The following is a 19,803-nucleotide window of genomic DNA, read 5'->3' on the forward strand; positions in this document are numbered from 1 at the left end:
CCTGGATAACTTCCATGATATCGAAATAATCTAACAGCCCTTCGGGCATCAATAAGGTCAAAAGTCTACGTTCTGCGTCTTGCAAGGTAATATATTTTAAGACTGCTAAACTAAGAATTTATTTATTTCCCCCAAAGATTCCGCTTGATCCAAAAAAAGTGAGTGATTCAGTGAGTCAATCCCCCGCATACCTTTACTCACTGGAAACGTTATAACGAATTGTAAAACAACGTGTTCAATCATTGAACATCTTGACTACCGTAGGCTGCAAGGCTAATTTTGTTTCACTTAAATGATGTGTTATCATGAGTACAAATTATTCCTTGCTCTTCTACTTGAAGAAACCAAAAAATTATGTGTGCGGCTCCAAGCCGATTTACATGCGTATCACCGTGGCCGGTGAACCCAAGGAAATCTCCACCGGCCGTGAGTGTGACCCCTTGCGGTGGAACGCCAAGGCTAACCGTGCCAAGGGAACGAAAGAAGAAATCCGTAACCTGAATGCCTATCTCGACACGCTGGAACGGAAGGTGGCCAATGCCCACCTGCAACTCGTAAAGGACGGTACGGAAATCACCGCCGAAACGCTGAAACTAAAATACCTTGGCAAAGACGTGCAACGGCGGCATTTGATGGAGACGTTTACCGAACACAACCGGAAGATGGAAGCGTTGCTTGGGAAAGGTTTCAAACCCAACACGCTGAAAGGCTACAACACTTCTGTTGCACACCTGACCTCCTATTTGGAAAAATGCCATGGTGAAACGGACATCGACATCCAGCATATCGACCATGCGTTCATCACAGGTTATGAGTTTTTCCTCCGCTCTGACATGGGATGCAGTACGGTGTCGGCGGCCAAGTACATGAAGCACCTACGTAAAATCATAAACCAGTGTCTTGCACACCGATGGATTTCGGAAAACCCCTTTGCGTTCTACAAAACGAAAGCCAAGCCAAGGGAAAAGGAATTCCTCACGCCCGATGAACTGGATAGGATAGCCCAAAAGGAATTTTCCATAACAAGGCTGGCACATGTGCGCGACATCTTCGTGTTCTGCTGCTATACGGGGCTGTCATACGCCGATGTGCGGAAACTACAAAAGACGGACATCGCCAAGGGTATTGACGGTAGATTGTGGGTGTTGACCAGCCGGGAGAAAACGGAAACTTCCTCCAACATCCCGCTGCTTCCGCAAGCCTTGGAAATCATCGGACGCTATGCGGACTATCCCCCATGCGTAGCAAATGGGCTGGTGCTTCCGGTATTGAGCAACCAAAAGATGAACAGCTACTTGAAAGAGATTGCCGACCTGTGCGGCATCACCAAAAAGCCGACATTCCACATGGCGCGGCACACATTCGCCACCACGGTGACACTGGCCAACAACGTGCCTATCGAAACGGTTTCCAAAATGCTGGGGCATACCAGCATCAAGACCACCCAGCACTATGCCAAATTGCTAGATACTCGGATAGGTAGCGATATGGAGAAACTAAAAGAAAAGTTAGGATTCCGTACAAACATTTCGTTATCGGCTCATTAACGGTTCTTATTAGCTCATATCGGCTCATTATTAAGTTCTTTTTTATAAATTTGTGTCATGAGCAAAGTAAGTGTATATACTGAATTTCTTGATATCAATTGGAAACTGATAGGCCTTATCAGTGAAATTGATAGGTTCGATGCCTCTTGGAAAGCCATTGAACGGAGGGAGGGGCAAAGCCTGAAAGAGCTTAAATCAATCGCTACGGTTAGAAGTGTTGGGGCTTCAACCCGCATTGAGGGCTCCAAACTAACGGATGAAGAAGTCGATATTCTTCTTAAGAACATGGACATCTCAAAACTTCAAGAGCGGGATGAACAAGAAGTCGTCGGATATTATGAGGCCTTGGACGTCATTGATGAAAATTTTGAAGAAATTCCTGTGACTGAAAACGGTTTAAAAAACCTGCATAATGTTCTTTTGAAATATAGTGAAAAAGATAGATGGCATAGGGGAAACTATAAGCAGCACTCCAATGCTGTTGAAGCGAATATGCCTGACGGAACAACACAGATAATATTTCAAACCACCGCGCCGGGATTTCCCACAGAAGACGCGATGCGTGAATTAATAACATGGCATGATGCCGACAAGGATACACATCCTTTGGTTAAGTGTGCGCTTTTTTGCTATGATTTCGTATCCATCCATCCCTTTCAGGATGGAAACGGGAGGTTAAGCCGCTTGCTTGCTACGCTGCTTTTACGCAAATATGGGTATAAATGGATACGATATGTAAGTTTTGAACACGAAATCGAGAGTCAAAAAAATGAGTATTACAGGGTTTTAAGGACTTGCCAATCCCAAAGGCCGGGAGAGGATATCACGCCGTGGGTCATGTTTTTTCTGACGAGTTTGAAGAATGTTCAGGAGTCGTTGATGCTGAAGCTCGAAACCCATGGAGTACAACAGGCCATCTCACAAAGGGAAAGACATTTGTTGACAATAATTGAGGCAAATCCGGGTATAAAAACCAGCGACATGGCGAAAAAACTTGGTGTTTCAAGTGCAACAGTGAAAAGGATGTTGGACAGTCTTTTGTCGGCAAAACTTATAGAAAGGCACGGAATCGGCCCCGGGTCTTATTATACACTGTTATAGTCATCGGCTCATTATCGGTTCTTACTGGCTCATATCGGCTCATTTCAGACACCGTGTTTCTAAATCTGCACGCACCAAGGCATTTTCACCGCTTAGGCCACCGAACGCAAGGCGGGGGAATCGGGTCAAGGGCGCCGGAGGGCAAAGGCCTGCGGGCGGGGGCGTTTATATACCCTTGACCTTTCCCACGCCGTGGGTAATTTTGGCCGGGCGGTGCAAAGGCCGGATGCCCTGAACCACCCATAAAACTCACCGCCTGATACCCCGTGACTGTGCTTTCTTTTTCCGTTTACGCCGCTTCTCCTCTTCCTCGATGGGGTTTTGCTGCTCACCCGCTCCCTCCACCGGGGCCATCAGCAATCCCAATAGGTCGGCAGCCATACGGCCCGTGGTGGTCAGCATTTCGCCCACGCTTTCGAACATGCCTTGGGCAACATCATGCGCCAGTTCCATTGCCAACGGCTGACCCTGCGGATGCCGCTTCGTTAATTCCGTGAGCGTGTGCATCTGCGCTTTCTGCTGTGCGGTGCCGTTCTTCATCGTATTGGCATATTGCAGGCTGTCTTTCAGGTTGCGCTCGAAATCGAACAGTTCATCGAACAGGGTTTCGCCCGACTGCTTGAACGCGGTGCGGTCGATGCCCGTCCGCACCTCGTGGGGTTTGATGTCGTTGGCCGTTCCATTGAACCAACGCTCCGGTTTGTTTTCCATCCCGTTTTCCGGCTGCATCCGGTTTTCCTTTTCGAGGTAATGTACCAGCGCACCGCTGCTGCCCTTGTTGTCGCCCGTTTCCGATTTGGTGATGTTGATATACATAATCCTACGTTACAGATTATCCAGTGATTGCCTTGCATGCTTGGCCAGTTCCTCCTTTTTTGCCGCCGATACAGGCCAGCCGAGGGTTTCCCGCTGGGTGATGTAGTAATCCAGTACCTGCCGGAACCTGGACTTCAATGTTTCCTTTTCCCGCATGCTGCCGAGCATCTTTTTCAACGTGCCGTCCACCAGTTTCAGGTAAATGATGGTTTCCCTGCCCATGATGGTTGCCTCCGACTGCCCTTTGCCGATGCTTTTCAAAAGCGGGCTTTGCATCTTGGCGATGGCCATCAGTTCCTCCATAACCGAATACATCGGTACCAGCATATCACCCTCCTGTTTGCGGATGAACGAGAGGATGCGGCTGATACCGCTTGACAGTTCCTTTTTCAGCACCTCGTCGTTCAGGTCGGCGGGATCTTTCTTGCTTTTGTAGAAATAATCCACCATCTGCATGACCACTTCCCGCTTGGTGCGGCCAAGTTTCCGCGCAAGCAGGGTGAGCCGTTCGTCCACCGCTTCGGGGAAACGGACGGATTTCCTGTTCTCATCAATCCTGACCATTTACCCCTCCCTCCGTGCGGATGATGAACCTGAACCTGCTGCCCTTGGCCGGATGCCACGAGGGGCGGTACTCCACATAACCGTAGGCCACCAATTCCGACAGGCATTTGTGGTACGTGGCGATGGAGCGTATCCGCGAGAAGCGCATCAGCTTCCTGCGGCTGGCGTGGAAATGGTTTTCCGGGTTGCCGCAATCGTGGTGGTAGAACAATGCCGCCACCAATCCGATGTGTGTGGGCAGTAACCTCCCGTCATCGCTTATCCGCTCAAAGAACGCGCTGAACGCATGCTTGGGCAATTCCATCCGTTCACCCATTGCCTTTGCCTCCCTCCATCATTTTCCTGATATCCTCCCTGCGGTAGTACATGCTGCCGCCCACTTTGCGGTAGGGCAGCGTGCCGCCCACACGGAGGTTCTGCAACGTTCCGGGCGATATGCCCAGCAGCCTGCGTACCTCTGCGCTTTTCAGCCATTCCCTGCCAAGATTGTCTTTTTCCCTGTTCCCGATGATTTGTTTGAACTCCTCCAGCATTTCCCGCTTGAACTGCCGGAGGTCTTCCCGTGTGACGATGTCTATTTCCATATCCCTATCATTATGTTTCCATATCCGTATATCCCTCTATCGGGATAATGATTTACGCCGTTTACGCGGCGTACGGTATACCGCCCAGTATACCGGAACCTTATGCTGGGGCTGTGCCAGCGTATTGGGGTATCCCCGGAGGATACCCGAAACCCCCATGGCGATAGCGTGGGGCAAGCAAAGTAGGGCTATGCCCAACTTCCGCTTGCTCCATTCCTTTGGGGGAATGGCGAATTAGCGGTAGGTACAGGCGGCAATGTCTGCGGCTGCCGCCTAACGGAGTTGCACCCGGTGTTTCCATCGGGCGGCACCCGTTCCGCTGGGACAAAGTTGGGGGATAGAAGAGGGATATGGATGACCAACCGGGGCGGCTTGGTCATGTTCGGGGATTGAACGGGTAGACGGTTAGGCTTGGTCTACGGGGACGATGCGGAACAACTTCATCCCTTCCCGCACCTTGGAACCCTTGGTGGCTTCCTCTTCCTTTTTCTTGACGAAATAATTCCTTACGGTATCGGAGGAAACGTCCTTGCCTTCGTAGCTGAAATACCTCGCAACCAATTTATAGTACGGGCTGTCATGGTCACACATCAGCAGCTTCCTTCCGTTGGGCAATTTCAAATCCCGCAACTGCCGGACAAGGTCGATGAGCGTGGGCAGGTGGTCATCTTGGATAAGTATTTTCTGCGACACCTCATGTTTGGATAATTCAACTATTCGTTTTTGCAAACCTTCGATATGGGTTTCGAGTTCGCCTATCTTTCCGTCTTTTTCTTTCAACAGCACATCGTTAGGCCGGATGTTCCATTTATCGCGTGTGCCGAGGTATTGCTGGAATTCGGTGAGCTTTTCAATGTTTGACAAATGCTGGGGATGCCCGGATGAGAACGGGTCTTTTCGTTCGAAATGTTCAATCCGTTTCTGCACGATATACCACACATGGGCAAGGAAATCTTTTTCGGAACCCTGCCCTGTCGAAAGGAAATAATTCAGGTGGTAGGTGTAATATTCCTCGAACCCGGCTTTGTCCAACCCATATATTTTGAGCAAAAAATGGTTGTTGCCATACCTTCTTTTCAAACCAAGTATGTTGCCAACATCAAACGGATGTGGGGAAAAATCGAGGCGCTTTCTGCTTTTGAAGTAATTTAATCCCATTGTGATAATTCTTAAATCTGTAGTCACAAAATCCTGTCCAACGGACTTTTGATTGCATTCAGTTGCGCGTTGCCGACTTTTGCATAAAGCATCGTGGTCTTAATGTCATTGTGACCAAGTAGCTGCTGTATGAATGACATATCCGTGCCGTATTCCAGTAAATGTGTGGCGTAACTATGCCGCAAACCGTGTATCCCTATCGGCCTGTTTACCTTTGCGGCCTTCATCGCATTCTTGAACACAGCTTGGACACTGCGGACGGAATACCGCCCTCCGTACTGGCCTTCAAAAAGATAAGTCTTAGGGCGATACGCTTTATAATACTCCCGCAGCAAATCCAGCACTGCGGTCGGTAGCGGTACATACCGGTCTTTCTTTCCTTTGCCCGCTTCGATGAGTACCTGCATCCGTCCACTGTCGATGTCGCTCAATTTCAGATTGACAACCTCACTTACTCGCAGTCCCATTCCATAGCACAGTTGCAACATCAGCAAATGCTTCTGGTTTCGTACCGCGTCGAATATCCGTTTTACTTCCTTTTGGCTCAACACCTTTGGCAAAGTGGATGGCTTCTTTGGACGTGGGATTTCGGCAAAGAAATCCGGTTTATGGAGCACCTGTTCAAAATAGAATTTAACGGCGTTGAGCCTGCTGTGCAGTTGACTTTCCGAAATCTTCAATGTATTGATGCAATAAAGGATGTAAGCACGGAGACGGTCGTAGCCCAACGAATCAATGGGCACGTCTTTCACCACATACAGTAACTGTGCAAATTCGACCATGTAGGTCTTTATGGTGGACGGGCTATAGGCTTTCATCTGCAACACCTCTTTCATGCGTTGCAACTCCCGTGCATTCACGGGTGACAATTTGGACAATACCCCTTTGCCAACCGGTGGGATCTCCATCCTAAATAGTGTCCGGAAATGGGTATTGTCCGGTATGTACCAGCACTTTTCAGTTCTGCTCCACCTACCTTTCAGCGATTTGACCAAATCAATCTTTGCCGGGTCGTATTTGAAATCCATCCAAATGACTGCGGCATCCTTGTGTCTACCTTCCCGAAAATCAAAACCAGAAAAATCAACAACTTCCATACTGCGTATTTTGTATTATTTACCAAAGCAAATCTAAGAAAGTTATACAAAATGCGCAATATACAAAATCTGATAATACCAAAGCAAAACACTTAAAAACAACTATTTATAGGGGTTAATAGAATGACACTTGACACCCTTGCATACAGAAGATTATTGCGTATATTTGGGAGTTGGCGGTCATTGTAATAGACGACCGTGCAAACAACGGGAAAAGCTGAAAACCGAACAGAGTAAGCGGCAACAAACAAATTTAAAAAATGAAAACAGTAACACATTTGATTTTGACTTTTATGCTTGCAGCTTCGTCAAACATTTATGCACAATACAATAGTGTTGAGTACGAAAAAAAGCCAGCACCTTTACAGATAGTACAGATTGACTATACTGGAATTAGCACACTTATTTTTATAAAATACACTAACAAAGGAAGTGGATGGATTAACATTGGAGACAAAACCCACTTAAAAGACACAAAAACTGATAAGGTTTACTATATGTTAAACAGTATTAATATCCCTTTGAGTGATGAAGGAGAACCTAAAGTACATATTTTAGACAAAGAAGACCAAGTTCACTATTTCTGTTTAGAATTTGAGAAACTTCCCGAAACAGTTGAAAAATTTAATTTGATAGAAGAAGAGACAAATCCTAACGCATTTAATTTTTTTGGCGTAACTATTCATAAGGATAAAAAAACGGAATTTGTCAATATTGATGACTTTATCAAATCAACACCTGTAAAAGAGTATGGTTACAGTTTGAAAGACGGAAATTTAATTTACTATTATAAGCATAAAGGAATGTCAATATCTATGACACTTTTTAGGGATAATAGCTACGGAGATTATTATCAAGCGTGGATTAACATTCAAAATTTTACTGGCAAAAACTTACTGTTAGCACCAAATAGAATAACTGCGAAATCTTTTATGAAAAAAGCAGAAGAAATGAAAGACCTAAACATTCTTTCATATGAAGAATATATGAAAAAAGTAAAAAGAAAGCAAAATTGGCAGAATTTTGCTGTTGCATTTAGTAATGGTTTAGCTGCAAGTAATGCTGGATACTCGTATTCCACAACCAATACAAGTGTAACAGGTGTTACAAATTCATACGGTTCTGCATCAGGATATGTTGGAGATACGTATGGTTATGCAAGTGGTTGGTCATCTTCCTACTCTACTGCATATGGTCGTAGCACTACACAATCTTACAATGGAGCAGCAGCTTATGCCGCTCAACAAAATGCAAATGCACAAACAAATGCCTATATATCTAATCAATATCAAATAAAAAGTCGCTTATCAGAGGGCTATATAAAAGCTAATACACTGGCTAATCAAACAGAATTTATGGGCTATTTCAATATTCAGTTCATAAAAACTGACAATCTTAGAATAGAAATTCCAATCAACGGAGAAACGTATGTTTTTACCCGAAGTTGGTCTAATAAAAAATAAGTAAAAAAATGAACTATACTATTGAAGAAATATATTGCTTAGTAGGCAAGGAAGATAAAACAGCGGGGCTGACATTCAAATACAAAAGCGAAGCTTTTGAAAAGTATGGTTCATTTATTACGGTTGTATTCATTTACACACAGCACGAAAGAGAAGAAATGGACAATCTAATACAGATTGAACCATTCAGTAAAGACGGTAGAGTTAAAGCAAAATATTTGGGTACAGATTTAACACCCGAAAAAGTTGAGCTTTTGCTTACGGAAGGAATTTATTCGGGCGACATTGCTGAAATTCTTTACTTCAATGCACCTTCAAAAAACACTTTTCATTCAAAGGAAAAAAGAGAGCTAAACAAAATTGAAATTCCAATGAGAACCCAACCCAAAGGACGGGATTTAGATTGGATGTATGGCTTCAGTAAAAAACTTATAAGCGAGGACGTTGGGCTATGTCCAAAAGAAAGGAGTTTTTATCTTGCAGGGAAACTCTATTATGAGCCTGAAATTTTGACCAAAGAAGAACGAGAAGAAATTTTCAACGATGAAATAATTGACGAGCAAGTAGAATGGGAACTGTTACAAATGAAGTATATCCGTGAAGAAATATCTGATGAAGACAAGAAACGGCTTGCCGAACTATATGGTAAAAAGAAAAGGGAAAGCATCGCAATTTTGGACAACTATTTGAAACAAGCAGGTAGTAGCTTAAAAAAGCTCTCAACTGACAATATTGACCAAGCTGCGGAGCTATTTATGAAAGTAATGCAATTCAAAGAGAGAAGGCTTAATGTGATGGGAAAAAACCCTATTTACATAGATTTAGACAGCTATCTTCATATTTATATGCGACACGTTGAGGAGTTCCAAGTTAACAAGCACTTTGAACATAAAGACAATTTTCAATGGAACGAAAATGACGTTTTCAATGTAATAGGACACGTTGTAGAATACATAGACAAGGAATACCAACAGTTCAAAGATGAGAAACCAAGCCAAAGATTTAGTAAGTATGGGAAACAGAGCATTTACTTTGAAGGCGATTATTATACTTTTCACATTGAACCAAATGGAAGAATAAGCACTTTTCACAAAAACAGAAAAGAACACGAAAAACCATTATAATCTACCTTTAGATTAGTTGATTAGAAACAAAGGAAGGAAACTGAAATAAACAGACGAAAAACAACGAACCGCCAACAAGGGTTTGGCGTAATGGCGGGTGACGGATTTCTATTGAACACTTGTGCTAAATTGAACAATAGTAATTCTAATCAACGGCAGTGCTAAAATACCGCCACTACGCCAAGCCCCAAAACGTTAGCGGTAATTTTACCAAACAGAATGTTGAACATAAAAAAATATAATCCGATGAAGCTATAAGTAACTGTCCAAAATATATAAACTTAAACCTTTTCATTGCTTTCAAAAAGTAATGGAATTTTCTATTATTAACTTTTAAAAATTAGAAAAAATGACACAGTTACAAATGATTAACAAAACAAAATCTATAGCTCAACAAGACGAAAATATTTCCGCTGTTTTTATGTATGGTTCATTTACCAAAAACGAAGGAGACAAATATTCTGACATCGAATTTTACATCTTTGTAAAAAATAAAGAAAATTTCTCAGCAGAAAAATGGGTAAATCAAATTCATCCTGTGGCTTTATATTTTATAAATGAATATGGAACCGAAGTTGCTATTTTTGAGAATTTGGTCAGAGGAGAATTTCATTTTTTAAAAACAGAGGAAATTGAAATTATCAAATCTTGGGACGGAATAGTTACATTTAGCGATTTTGACCAAATGAACCTAATCGACAAAGACGGACATTTAACGAAAACGCTTAATCAAATCAAAACGAAATCGCCCGAAAGAATAACAAATGAAAACATCTTGTGGTTAAGTCAATCATTACTGAATGTTGTACTGACAACAAGTAACTTAATTAAGAGAGAGGAATTTGCTCACGCTCATCATAGTTTATCAAACGTTCAGAAATATTTGCTCTGGCTTATTAGAGCAAGAATAAACAAAACCCAACATTGGGAAAGTCCGACTAAAAGTCTTGAAAAGGATATTGATATGACTTGGTATTCTGCGTATAAAACAATAACATCGGATTTAAATCCTAAAAACATAATTTTAGCTTTTGAAAACTCATTAAATTTATCGGAGAAACTATTTGACGAACTAAATATTGAAACAAAACTGAACGAAATCCTACACGAAATAAGAAAAAACTACCGCTAACAAGGTATTGCCAAAAGCGGGGCTAAAGAGCTAAATTCAAGGTTCTGCCCTACTATTCCGCCAAAAACGAATTTTATTCGTTTTTTTTCTTAAATTTATCTCATAAAAATTCGTTTTGGCTCGCCTCGGTGCAAAATCGAAACTTATCGCTTCGATTTCCCCGCCTTCGGCAATACCCAAAACGTTGTAAGCAAGCCTATTAGGACGACACAACAACCATCAACAAGACATCAAAACTCGACCTTTGACATCCTGACCAGACTTTCAGACGACCTTTACTCAGCAGACAATTTCACTGTAGCTTGACATAGACCACCAGACCAACTTGGCGACACAGAAGCCAGCGCAATAGGTTTTAAAATTTTTGCCCACCCGCATTTAAAAAAGTAATTCTACTCCTTCCCGCATTTTGCACATTTGGTTTTGCCCGACACACAAGCCGACCCTTCGCAATACCAAAAGAGCAAAATTTTTTCCACCGCTCAAAAAACGGACAGGAAATAATTACTACATTTGACAAATTCTGACAAGCCAACAATAATACAAGTAACGTGAAGCATTTAGGACAAAAAATTAGAGAACTTAGAGAGAAGCAAAACCTGCTTTTAAGACAGGTTGCTGCTCATCTTGAAGTTGACACTGCTTTAATGAGTAAGATTGAGAGAGGCGACAGAAACGCTTCCAAACAACAGGTGATTGAGATTGCCAAATTCCTAAAAGCCAACGAAGATGAACTGCTTACACTTTGGCTGGCTGACAAATTGGAGAATGTGGTCGGTGACGAAAAAGATTTGGCACCTGATGCATTAAACATCCTAAAAAAGAAATTGAAGAAATGAAGAAAGGTATTAAACTCATAGACAATTCATCAAACGAGTATCAGCTTGGAACTGTATTGAAAGAACTCATACAAGACAAAGCGTTTTCTCAAATTTCTATTGCGACAGGCTATTGGGATTTGCCCGGAATGGTTACAATCCTTGAAGAATTGAATCAATTTTTAGAAAGGGACAATATTACTTTCAGACTGTTATTAGGCGAAGAACCATCTGTTAGGGCTTATCAGGTTAAGAACCCTAAACAACAAGACCCCGACTTCCCTGAAAAATATTTGAAGAAAGATTTAGAGGATTTGCAACTGAAAGAAGAGTTTCAACAGGTAGCTGACTTGTTAGGTAAATACATGAACGAAACGAATAGCGGTAAAATACAAATCAAAGTTTACCGAAGAAACTTTCTTCATGCTAAGTGCTACATTTTTGGAACTGATGAAGAAAATGCCGTTGGCATTATCGGCAGTTCCAATTTCACTAAGCAAGGTTTATTTGGCAATCTTGAGTTAAACCAGTTTGAAGACAACAATGCAACCGTAAACTTTATCCGTAAAAATCTTTCACAACATCCTTCTCATCGCACATGGTTTGAAGAACTTTGGAACGAAAGTGAAGATTGGAGCAAAACTTTCAAAGAAGAAATTCTTGCTTTGAGCAAACATGGTGGAACGTGTTTCAGTGCTTATGAAATGTATATCCATGCTTTGTATCGTATTTACGGACAGGATTTGTTGGACGAGAAAGAAAACAAAGTTGACATAGACGACCCAAGTTCAGGCAAACCGCAGTTATTGAAGTTTCAAATCCAAAACGCCAATTCGCTTATCAAAAAATTGGAGCGACAAGGTGTTGCCATGCTTTCTGACTCTGTTGGTTTAGGTAAGACCTACACAGCCATAAAGGTGATTGAATACTACAAACAGAATTTGAATCAGAGAGTTGTGGTTATTGCACCTGCTGGACTAATTCAGCAATGGAGAAAATCATTTGATGATTTCAAAGTGGTTCATATCCCTGAAATATACAGTTTGCAGGACACCGAGAAAATCAAAGATGTTCGTGAAAATTTACAATCTATTCCGGTTGGCTTATTTGTGTTTGATGAAAGCCACAACCTGAGAGCATCAGGCGGACAACGCTTTGATGTTTTTATTAAGTGGCGACAGGAAAATGAAAATGCTAAAACCTTGTTGCTTACTGCAACACCTATCAACAACCAGTTAGCCGACCTTACCAATCAAATCATGTTGGGTTCAGGTGGCGAAATTTTTAAGTTGGGGAAATTTTACGACCGCAGCAGACAAAAATATTTTACGTTGAAAGAACGCCTTGAACTCCTGCAAACTGACATGAGAAGGCAAATCAGAGAGAGCGGATTCATCAATTATCAGCAAATAAAAGAGCAGCTTACTCCGTTGCTGAATCGCTTTATCGTTAGGCGAACAAGGCAGGGAATTGAAAAAGAATATCCTGATGGATTAGAGATAAATGGTAAACTGCAAAAATTTCCAAAATCATATCCTGACAATTTGGAGTATGAAGTTCCCAATCAGTTCAAATCGCAATTGCTGAAATATGCAGAACCATATCCTGAATTGACAAGAGCATTCAATTACGAAATCAGCAGTTTGGCTGAGTTGGAGTATTTGGCTCATCCGCTTGACTTGTTCGACCATTACACTGAAAGAGACAAGCCCATTCATTCTTCGCTTGAAATTATTTACACCGCATTGCTGAGTTTGGGTTTTCCATGCTATCGCTACAATATTTATCGTCATGCTTATTATGGCAGGAAACGTGGGGAATTAGAATTGAATGCTGACGAAAACCGAGAACTGAGCAGACAAATTGGTATTTACGGAATTTTCAGAACCGTATTTTTAAAGCGTCTGGAATCTTCGCTTTTCTCTATCAATAAATCTATTGGAAGCTATGAGAAAAAGCTGATTGATTTTCAAACCAAGTTAGAGCAATTCAATAAAATCATTTCAGTAAAAAATCTATCCGCATTAAACAAAGCTATTGATGCCTACAATGAACAAAATGCCGAAGAAGATGAATTGGACTTTGACATTGAAGATTTTGAAAACACGGAGCAGGATTTTACAACCATCGTTGCAGACGAAGGAATTTTCAATGTTACACAACTGAAAGCAGACATCAGCAAAGACCTTGCAGTGCTGAAAATTTTGAAAGAACAAATCAAGTATCTGTTAGACAAGGACGATAAGATTCAGGAATTAGCCAAACATTTAAATCAAAATGAAGACCGAAAAGTATTGGTGTTCACCTACTTTGCCGACACCTTACAATATCTATCTGATAACCTGCCACAGTATTTGGTAAAAGGCAAAAACATTGAATTTGCCTTGGGTTCAAAAAGTGAAATTGAGGACTATGCCAAACGCTTTGCTCCTGTTTCCAAAAAATACCAACTGAAAAATGGAGAAAAGGAAATTGATTTCCTGATTGCAACTGACAAACTTTCAGAAGGTCAAAACCTGCAAGATTGCGGCATGATTATCAACTACGATTTGCATTGGAACCCTGTCCGAATGATTCAACGAAATGGTCGCATCAATCGCTTGGGAAGTAAGCACGAAGAAATTTTTATTTACAATTTCCGACCCGAAGAACAGTTGGAAAGTTACCTGCAATTAGTCCGCAAACTGGAAGATAAAATCAATCTGATTCGCTACACCATTGGAACCGACCAATCTATTTTGGACGAAGACCCCGAACCACAAGACTACACCGAAGACCTATACAGCCGTGACGAAAAGAAACGTTTGGCTGCATTTCAGAAAATATTTGAAACATCGGAATTGCTTGCAGCCGAAGATTTATTTATGGACGACCTGAGAGCATTTGACCGAAATGAGGAATTTGCATTAACCTACAAGGAGCAAATTAAAAATATGCCCAAAGGCAAATGGGGCAAGGTGCAAATGCGAAAAGAAGAAGATGATTTTATCCACTTGGCTCATTTGGCAGCAGGTGATGAAGAAGCATTGGAAGCAGGATATTTTGTGGCATTTACCAAAGATAAAATTGGGGAGTTACTCACCACTACCGAAGGTTTGTTGCACATCAAAGCAACCAGTGAGCAAAATGAACGCTTTGCCGATAAATTCAAACATAAACCTGAAACGGAAGCATACATATTGGATTTTATTCAACGCTATCAGTTTTCGGAAGAAGAACATCAGGTGCGTTACAATCAACCACAACAAGCTGCTATAGCTTTTGTGATAAACAAAATGATGGAATACGGTTATCCTGTTTCGGAAATTGATAAAGTGAGCAATTCTATTTTGCATTCGCAAAACGCCTACATCAATAAAGAGAATTTAAAATTGGTGCGATTGGTAAACCGTTTGAACCGCAGAGGCGAACACGTTTCTGATGAAATCATTAAACAGTTCATTTCGTTGGCTAACCAATACAAACCCGAAGAAAAAACGGAGAAAGCTCCACTAAGTGAAATCATTCAAATTTTCGCATGACAATTAACGAAATCAATAAAATATTAGCTCAACTGACAGAAAACCCATCACGGGAAAACGTGTTGGATTTTGCTTTTGCCTTGCTGCAATGGATGAACATTGAACCTAATGCACAGCAGAAACCGCAACTGCTTTCGCCACAAACACAAAAGCTGAAAGATTTTTTAGCTCCTGCACCGCAAACCGTGCAACCTCAGTTGTATCGCCTGAGTGCCGACAATCAAAATGTTCGTGTAAGGTTTGCAGTGCTTAAAAAACTGAAAAAAGATTACATCAGTCAGTTGGTGGATAATGACCCTGGACTAAGCAGCTATCAGTCATTCATAAAAGGCATTACCGCCAATGGTAGCGGATTTGTTCCTACTCAACCCTACTTTATACACTTTGTAACCATCCCTGATTACGACAAATTAGTGCTCATTTTCAATCAGGGTGAACAGAAAAGAATTGTTTCGTTCCGCAGAAGATTAACCACCACACAATACAATAAAATTATTCAGCAATGGCAGGGCGTTGGCTCTAAACCGAAACCTGAAATTGCCGACCTGCTTTGGAAATCGCTTGACATAAAAGAGGTAAACAAAGAGTTCTACAAACAAGTGAAAGAACGCTTTGATGCCTTGATAGGGATTGTAAAAACGCAACATACCGCAGCTACCGAAAATCAGGTAAAACAATTTACGGTTCGATTAATTGGCAGGTATATTTTCTGTTGGTTTTTGAAAGAGAAAGGCATTATTGCCCATTCACTCATTGGCAAAAAAACCATTGAAGAATCCGACAACTACTACCAAAATGTATTGCTAAAACTGTTTTTTGAAACACTCAACACAAAAGTTCAAGATAGGAACCCAATAACACACAACAAGCTTTTTGAGAAAATACCATACCTGAACGGTGGCTTGTTTGATGAAAGCGAAGAAGACAAACTGTTTACCGATTTGCAATTAGATGCATGGCTATTGCCTTTTGTTGAAATTTTGGAAAGCTATGATTTTACGGTGGACGAAAGCAGCAGCCAATACCAGCAAGTAGCGGTTGACCCCGAAATGTTGGGACGCATTTTTGAAAACCTGCTGGCAAGCCAAAACGAAGAAACCGAAAAGTTAGCCAACCAACGCAAGGCATTTGGTGCTTTTTATACCCCACGGGAGATTGTGGACTACATGGTAAACGAAAGCATTAAAGCCTATTTGCAAACACAATGGGAACAGCACATAATAGAGAAGAAAACCAAAACGCTGAACAACCCCGAACCTGTTGGCGATATTTTTGGCAACAAAAAACCACAGCAATTAGCCATAGAAACCAAACGCTATGAACTGAAAGCAGAAGAAAAAACGAAAATAGAAAAAACGATTGAGCCGCTATTTGCTGCCAACCCCGATGCAGGACAACTGAAGAAAGAAGAAAAAACCTTACTGCTGCAATTTTTGGAGCAGATAAAAATTTTAGACCCTGCCTGTGGTTCGGGTGCTTTCCCGATGGGTATTTTGCATAAGCTAGTAGAACTGCACGAAACCCTGGGAACAGTAAAAAGCCCGTATGAACTGAAAAAAGACATACTGAGCCAAAACATTTACGGGGTGGACATTATGCCGATGGCTATTGAAATTGCAAGATTAAGAGCGTGGCTGAGTTTGGTATTGGAAGAAAACTACAACCCCAAAGACCCGTTGCACAATTTTGGCGTAAAGCCCCTGCCCAATTTGGATTTTAAATTTGTGTGTGCCAACAGTTTGATTGACTTGGGATTGGATGCATTTATACAAGACAGCAAAGGCACATTGCATGAGGGCTTTACCAAAAAATTGGTAAACCAACTGAAAGAGTTAGAAAACCTGCGAAAGCAGTTTTTTACACCTGCCTTGGGCAGCAGCGAAAAAGAACAACTGAAAGCCGATTACTTTGCTGAAAGAGATAAAGTAGTTGCAGCCATAGAAGCAGACAGCGACCCTGTGCTAAAAGCCATAGCCCAAAAAATAAAACACTGGAACCCTTTTGACGACAGCCAAGCCAGCCCCTTCTTTTCTCCCACTTGGATGTTTGGCATTGATAAGGGTTTTGATATAGTGATTGGAAATCCGCCTTATGTAAATATCTCAAACCTGAAACCTGATAATTACAGAGAGCATTTAAAATCCATCTTCTACTCTGCAAAAAACAAAACTGACTTATATGCTTTTTTCATTGAAGCGTTCACCCAGCATTTGAAAGAAAAAGGAAATTTAATTTTCATTGTCCCACATACTTGGAAAGCAACAGATAGTTTTTCAAAATTCCGTGAGCTACTATTTACAAAAGCAAAAGTCAATACAATTGTGAATCTTGAAATGGGAGTGTTTGAAGCAATCGTAAAACCATTAATAATTCACCTTACTAAGACTATTGACAATAATTATTCAATCAATATTCTCAATGAAAGATTTAGCAAGACAAGTAGCATCCACATTGATGAAGTTTTAAAAAACGGAAGCTTGTCTGTTGATACAACTTCAAATGAAAGTCAGAAGAATGTTTTTGAGGCGATTGAAAAAAATTCTATTCAGCTTGAAAATTTTATCCAGTTTTCAAGAGGCATAAAAACAAGTGATGATAAACGTTTTGTAAAGCAGCAAAAAGAAAATGCTGACTGTAAGCCAGTATTCAGAGGAAAAAATATCAAAGCATACAAACTCAACTGGAACAATGAATATGTATGGTATCGTCCAGATTTGATGAAAGAAAAAGTCGGTTCAGTATCTTACACAAAGGAATTCTTTGAAGTAAAAGAAAAAATAGTAACCCAGCGTGTGAATAGTTCATCGCAGCTTTTGGTTGCTTATGACAATGAGCAAAATTATTTTTTAGATACAGTGAATGTTTCAAGATATGAATCATGGGATAAAGAAACTTCGCTAAAATACTTGTGTGGAATTTTAAATTCAAAACTCATAAATTTTTGGTATTGCAATAAATATAAAATGCCAACTATTGGAATTTATGAATTGCATACAATTCCAATTAGACAAACTACGAAAGGAACTCAAAAACAGATTGAAAACATAGTTGATGAAATCCTAAAACGCAAAAAAGCAAATCAAGACACTACCGCCTTAGAGCGTGAAATAGATGTGTTGGTTTACAAGCTCTATGAACTCACGTATGAAGAAGTGAAAATAATTGATAAAGATTTTTGGTTGAGTGAGGAGGAGTATGGGAAAGTAAATGTTGGAGAGAAATGAAAGTTGCTTTAAAATATTTGACTGGAGTTAGTATTTGGCTGATTGCTTACATCATTATAAGGGATGTTCATTCATCTTACTTTGCGGACTATTTCAGCTTATCAAATTTCACAGCAGAATCCACTCAAGAATATTTCAAACTTATTTGTGAAATAACTGCTTCTGTTTTTGCAATTCTACTTGCTGTAATCACTTTCGGTTTTGAGTTGCTTGGAAATAATTCAAGGCGAAGAAAGCGATTTAATTTTTTAACCCAATGGTGGGTTTCATTCGCAATCTCAATTCCAGTAGTGATAATTCTGTTTTCACTTCATTCAGCATTTTCATTACAAAACTTAAAACAGACAAACGATTTAACAACAGCTTACTTCATAGGAATCATGTTTGTTGTGTTCGTGCTTTCATTATTTCCTTTTACTGTTTTTCTTATTCGCCAAACCGATACGGTAGATGAAGTAAAAAATTCAATAAGACAATTTACAGGTAATGGAGATTTTGATTCAGTAATTACAGATGAACTGATTTATTACATTCAGGATTTTGACAGGGATGCTTACAACTCTCATCTGTTACCAACCTTGAATCAGCAATGCTTAGCTCTCATTGGTGATGCCAGAGACAGAAAAAAAACAAATGAAATTTTTCAATCGCTTACAAAAGTTTGGATTACAGGTAATGTTGATGCAGCAAGAGTAAGTGAGGAGCAGTATTTTGTTTCAGTTTGGTTAGCCGTGAAAGGAATTTATTTCCATGCAGCAGAGAACAAATCGTTTCTACTGCATTATCAAGAAATTGAAGATTTCATAAGAACACAGATTGAATATTTAACGGTTAAAAATAGCGTGGAAGGTTTATCAAGTGCGGCTGAAATATTTTCTGAAATTTATTTGCATCAATTGCAATTCAACTGTCCGAAGCAGGAAACAATCAGAGATTTGTATTGGGCAAATGAAGATAGGGATGCACCAAACCCACACCCTGATGCTGACTTGCAATGGAACCATATCAATGAAATTTTATGGCAGTTGCACCAACTTCAAAAGAATGCAGTTGAGTTGAAATCAAAACATCTTTTTGAAACAGTAAAAGGAAAGTTAGGTTCAATACTTTTCAATCTTCGTTACAATTATGATTTAAAACTTGGCAACTATCAGGAGAGGTTTATTGTCTTTCAAATTTTTTCATTCCAAACATGGTATGCTCAACTTGCACTTGAAAGCGGAATGTTTAAATATGCGTATGAGGCATTTCACTTTAGTTCCTTTGAAATTTCGGACTATGTGAAAGAGCAAAAAATATTTGCAGGTGACATCGTAAAGCAAATTGAAGATTACTTACTCTATTGTCAGAAGAATAATTATATGGACGATTCAATAAGCGTAAGAGATTTGGGAGGATTGGGAAGATTAATCACAATGAACTATACAGCCAATCCGATTGCCCAAACTGAATTACTTTCAGTAATAGAAATTTTGAGTAAACTCAAAATTGAAATACAAAAGCAAGCGAACTATTTGGAAGACAAAAATTATTCTGAAATAAAAAAGGAATTGGAATCATTCAAAGTTCAGTTAGAAAAAGTAAAGGATAATTCCAGTGCTGCAAATACAATTTCAAGAATAGACGAAATAGTGAACACTTACTAAATACAATC

At 40.5% G+C, this 19,803-nt stretch carries 16 protein-coding genes; 11 read left to right on the forward strand and 5 right to left on the reverse strand.

The features are described from left to right. Nucleotides 1-305: 305 nt before the first annotated feature. Nucleotides 306-1,547, forward strand: a complete 1,242-nt coding sequence (locus E4F24_RS01990; RefSeq protein ID WP_140936925.1) for a site-specific integrase — start codon at nt 306-308, stop codon at nt 1,545-1,547. A gap of 57 nt (nt 1,548-1,604) precedes the next feature. After that, a complete protein-coding gene (locus tag E4F24_RS01995) occupies nt 1,605-2,648 on the forward strand; it encodes a Fic family protein (protein WP_140936926.1) in 1,044 nt (347 codons plus the stop codon). A gap of 249 nt (nt 2,649-2,897) precedes the next feature. On the opposite strand, the gene E4F24_RS02000 is transcribed toward E4F24_RS01995, so the two are convergent. Beyond that, nucleotides 2,898-3,464 (reverse strand): DUF5712 family protein, encoded by a 567-nt coding sequence (locus E4F24_RS02000; RefSeq protein WP_140936927.1) that lies wholly within the window; start codon nt 3,462-3,464, stop codon nt 2,898-2,900. Between the two features lie 9 nt (nt 3,465-3,473). Next, nucleotides 3,474-4,028, reverse strand: coding sequence for a BfmA/BtgA family mobilization protein (locus E4F24_RS02005; protein WP_140936928.1), 555 nt, complete (start codon nt 4,026-4,028; stop codon nt 3,474-3,476). A 52-nt stretch (nt 4,029-4,080) separates the two neighbouring features. On the opposite strand from E4F24_RS02005, the gene E4F24_RS13900 reads away from it, so the two are divergent. Further along, entirely contained in the window at nt 4,081-4,272 is a 192-nt protein-coding gene (locus E4F24_RS13900; RefSeq protein WP_216629119.1) for a hypothetical protein, read from the forward strand. A 64-nt stretch (nt 4,273-4,336) separates the two neighbouring features. Here E4F24_RS13900 and E4F24_RS02015 read toward each other — a convergent pair whose 3' ends face one another. Continuing rightward, nucleotides 4,337-4,612, reverse strand: coding sequence for a helix-turn-helix domain-containing protein (locus E4F24_RS02015; protein ID WP_140936930.1), 276 nt, complete (start codon nt 4,610-4,612; stop codon nt 4,337-4,339). Here E4F24_RS02015 and E4F24_RS02020 point away from each other — a divergent pair. Then, nucleotides 4,599-4,850 carry a hypothetical protein gene (locus E4F24_RS02020; protein WP_140936931.1) on the forward strand — a complete coding sequence of 84 codons (252 nt, stop codon included), beginning with the start codon at nt 4,599-4,601 and terminating at the stop codon, nt 4,848-4,850. The two genes, E4F24_RS02015 and E4F24_RS02020, sit on opposite strands and share 14 nt — an antisense overlap. Before the next feature lie 167 nt (nt 4,851-5,017). On the opposite strand, the gene E4F24_RS02025 is transcribed toward E4F24_RS02020, so the two are convergent. Next, nucleotides 5,018-5,770: a hypothetical protein gene (locus E4F24_RS02025; protein WP_140936932.1), complete on the reverse strand. Its 753-nt coding sequence runs from the start codon at nt 5,768-5,770 to the stop codon at nt 5,018-5,020. Nucleotides 5,771-5,793: 23 nt separating this feature from the next. Further along, a complete protein-coding gene (locus tag E4F24_RS02030; protein WP_140936933.1) occupies nt 5,794-6,867 on the reverse strand; it encodes a tyrosine-type recombinase/integrase in 1,074 nt (357 codons plus the stop codon). A gap of 260 nt (nt 6,868-7,127) precedes the next feature. Here E4F24_RS02030 and E4F24_RS02035 point away from each other — a divergent pair, with 260 nt between their 5' ends. The 7 genes from E4F24_RS02035 (at nt 7,128) to E4F24_RS02065 (ending at nt 19,795) form a co-directional block, all read left to right on the forward strand. Further along, on the forward strand, nt 7,128-8,330 hold the full coding sequence (locus E4F24_RS02035) for a hypothetical protein (protein WP_140936934.1): 1,203 nt from the start codon (nt 7,128-7,130) through the stop codon (nt 8,328-8,330). An 8-nt stretch (nt 8,331-8,338) separates the two neighbouring features. Then, the gene (locus E4F24_RS02040) at nt 8,339-9,454 is read left to right on the forward strand and encodes a hypothetical protein (protein WP_140936935.1); all 1,116 of its coding nucleotides are present in this window, start codon (nt 8,339-8,341) and stop codon (nt 9,452-9,454) included. Nucleotides 9,455-9,803: 349 nt separating this feature from the next. Beyond that, entirely contained in the window at nt 9,804-10,586 is a 783-nt protein-coding gene (gene lnu(H), locus E4F24_RS02045) for a lincosamide nucleotidyltransferase Lnu(H) (protein WP_026726551.1), read from the forward strand. A gap of 551 nt (nt 10,587-11,137) precedes the next feature. Further along, nucleotides 11,138-11,425, forward strand: a complete 288-nt coding sequence (locus E4F24_RS02050) for a helix-turn-helix domain-containing protein (RefSeq protein ID WP_140936936.1) — start codon at nt 11,138-11,140, stop codon at nt 11,423-11,425. After that, complete coding sequence (locus tag E4F24_RS02055; protein ID WP_140936937.1) at nt 11,422-14,925, forward strand: SNF2-related protein; 3,504 nt, start codon at nt 11,422-11,424, stop codon at nt 14,923-14,925. The genes E4F24_RS02050 and E4F24_RS02055 overlap by 4 nt, the downstream gene beginning before the upstream one ends. Next, on the forward strand, nt 14,922-18,149 hold the full coding sequence (locus tag E4F24_RS02060) for an Eco57I restriction-modification methylase domain-containing protein (protein WP_140936938.1): 3,228 nt from the start codon (nt 14,922-14,924) through the stop codon (nt 18,147-18,149). Before E4F24_RS02055 ends, E4F24_RS02060 begins: the two co-directional genes overlap by 4 nt. Next, nucleotides 18,146-19,795, forward strand: a complete 1,650-nt coding sequence (locus tag E4F24_RS02065; RefSeq protein ID WP_140936939.1) for a hypothetical protein — start codon at nt 18,146-18,148, stop codon at nt 19,793-19,795. Before E4F24_RS02060 ends, E4F24_RS02065 begins: the two co-directional genes overlap by 4 nt. Nucleotides 19,796-19,803 lie beyond the last annotated feature (8 nt).

It is taken from the genome of Sphingobacterium lumbrici, from assembly GCF_006476045.1.
Classification (GTDB): domain Bacteria; phylum Bacteroidota; class Bacteroidia; order Sphingobacteriales; family Sphingobacteriaceae; genus Sphingobacterium; species Sphingobacterium lumbrici.

What these genes read in the sequence shown, in the direction of transcription:
- E4F24_RS02030 (WP_140936933.1), bottom strand. Translation starts at nt 6,867, where the DNA reads ATGGAAGTTGTTGATTTTTCTGGTTTTGATTTTCGGGAAGGTAGACAC.
- E4F24_RS02020 (WP_140936931.1), top strand. Translation starts at nt 4,599, where the DNA reads ATGTCTATTTCCATATCCCTATCATTATGTTTCCATATCCGTATATCC.
- E4F24_RS02035 (WP_140936934.1), top strand. Translation starts at nt 7,128, where the DNA reads ATGAAAACAGTAACACATTTGATTTTGACTTTTATGCTTGCAGCTTCG.
- E4F24_RS02065 (WP_140936939.1), top strand. Translation starts at nt 18,146, where the DNA reads ATGAAAGTTGCTTTAAAATATTTGACTGGAGTTAGTATTTGGCTGATT.
- E4F24_RS01995 (WP_140936926.1), top strand. Translation starts at nt 1,605, where the DNA reads ATGAGCAAAGTAAGTGTATATACTGAATTTCTTGATATCAATTGGAAA.
- E4F24_RS02040 (WP_140936935.1), top strand. Translation starts at nt 8,339, where the DNA reads ATGAACTATACTATTGAAGAAATATATTGCTTAGTAGGCAAGGAAGAT.
- E4F24_RS02025 (WP_140936932.1), bottom strand. Translation starts at nt 5,770, where the DNA reads ATGGGATTAAATTACTTCAAAAGCAGAAAGCGCCTCGATTTTTCCCCA.
- E4F24_RS02015 (WP_140936930.1), bottom strand. Translation starts at nt 4,612, where the DNA reads ATGGAAATAGACATCGTCACACGGGAAGACCTCCGGCAGTTCAAGCGG.
- E4F24_RS02005 (WP_140936928.1), bottom strand. Translation starts at nt 4,028, where the DNA reads ATGGTCAGGATTGATGAGAACAGGAAATCCGTCCGTTTCCCCGAAGCG.
- E4F24_RS02000 (WP_140936927.1), bottom strand. Translation starts at nt 3,464, where the DNA reads ATGTATATCAACATCACCAAATCGGAAACGGGCGACAACAAGGGCAGC.
- E4F24_RS02055 (WP_140936937.1), top strand. Translation starts at nt 11,422, where the DNA reads ATGAAGAAAGGTATTAAACTCATAGACAATTCATCAAACGAGTATCAG.
- E4F24_RS01990 (WP_140936925.1), top strand. Translation starts at nt 306, where the DNA reads ATGAGTACAAATTATTCCTTGCTCTTCTACTTGAAGAAACCAAAAAAT.
- E4F24_RS13900 (WP_216629119.1), top strand. Translation starts at nt 4,081, where the DNA reads ATGCCACGAGGGGCGGTACTCCACATAACCGTAGGCCACCAATTCCGA.
- E4F24_RS02060 (WP_140936938.1), top strand. Translation starts at nt 14,922, where the DNA reads ATGACAATTAACGAAATCAATAAAATATTAGCTCAACTGACAGAAAAC.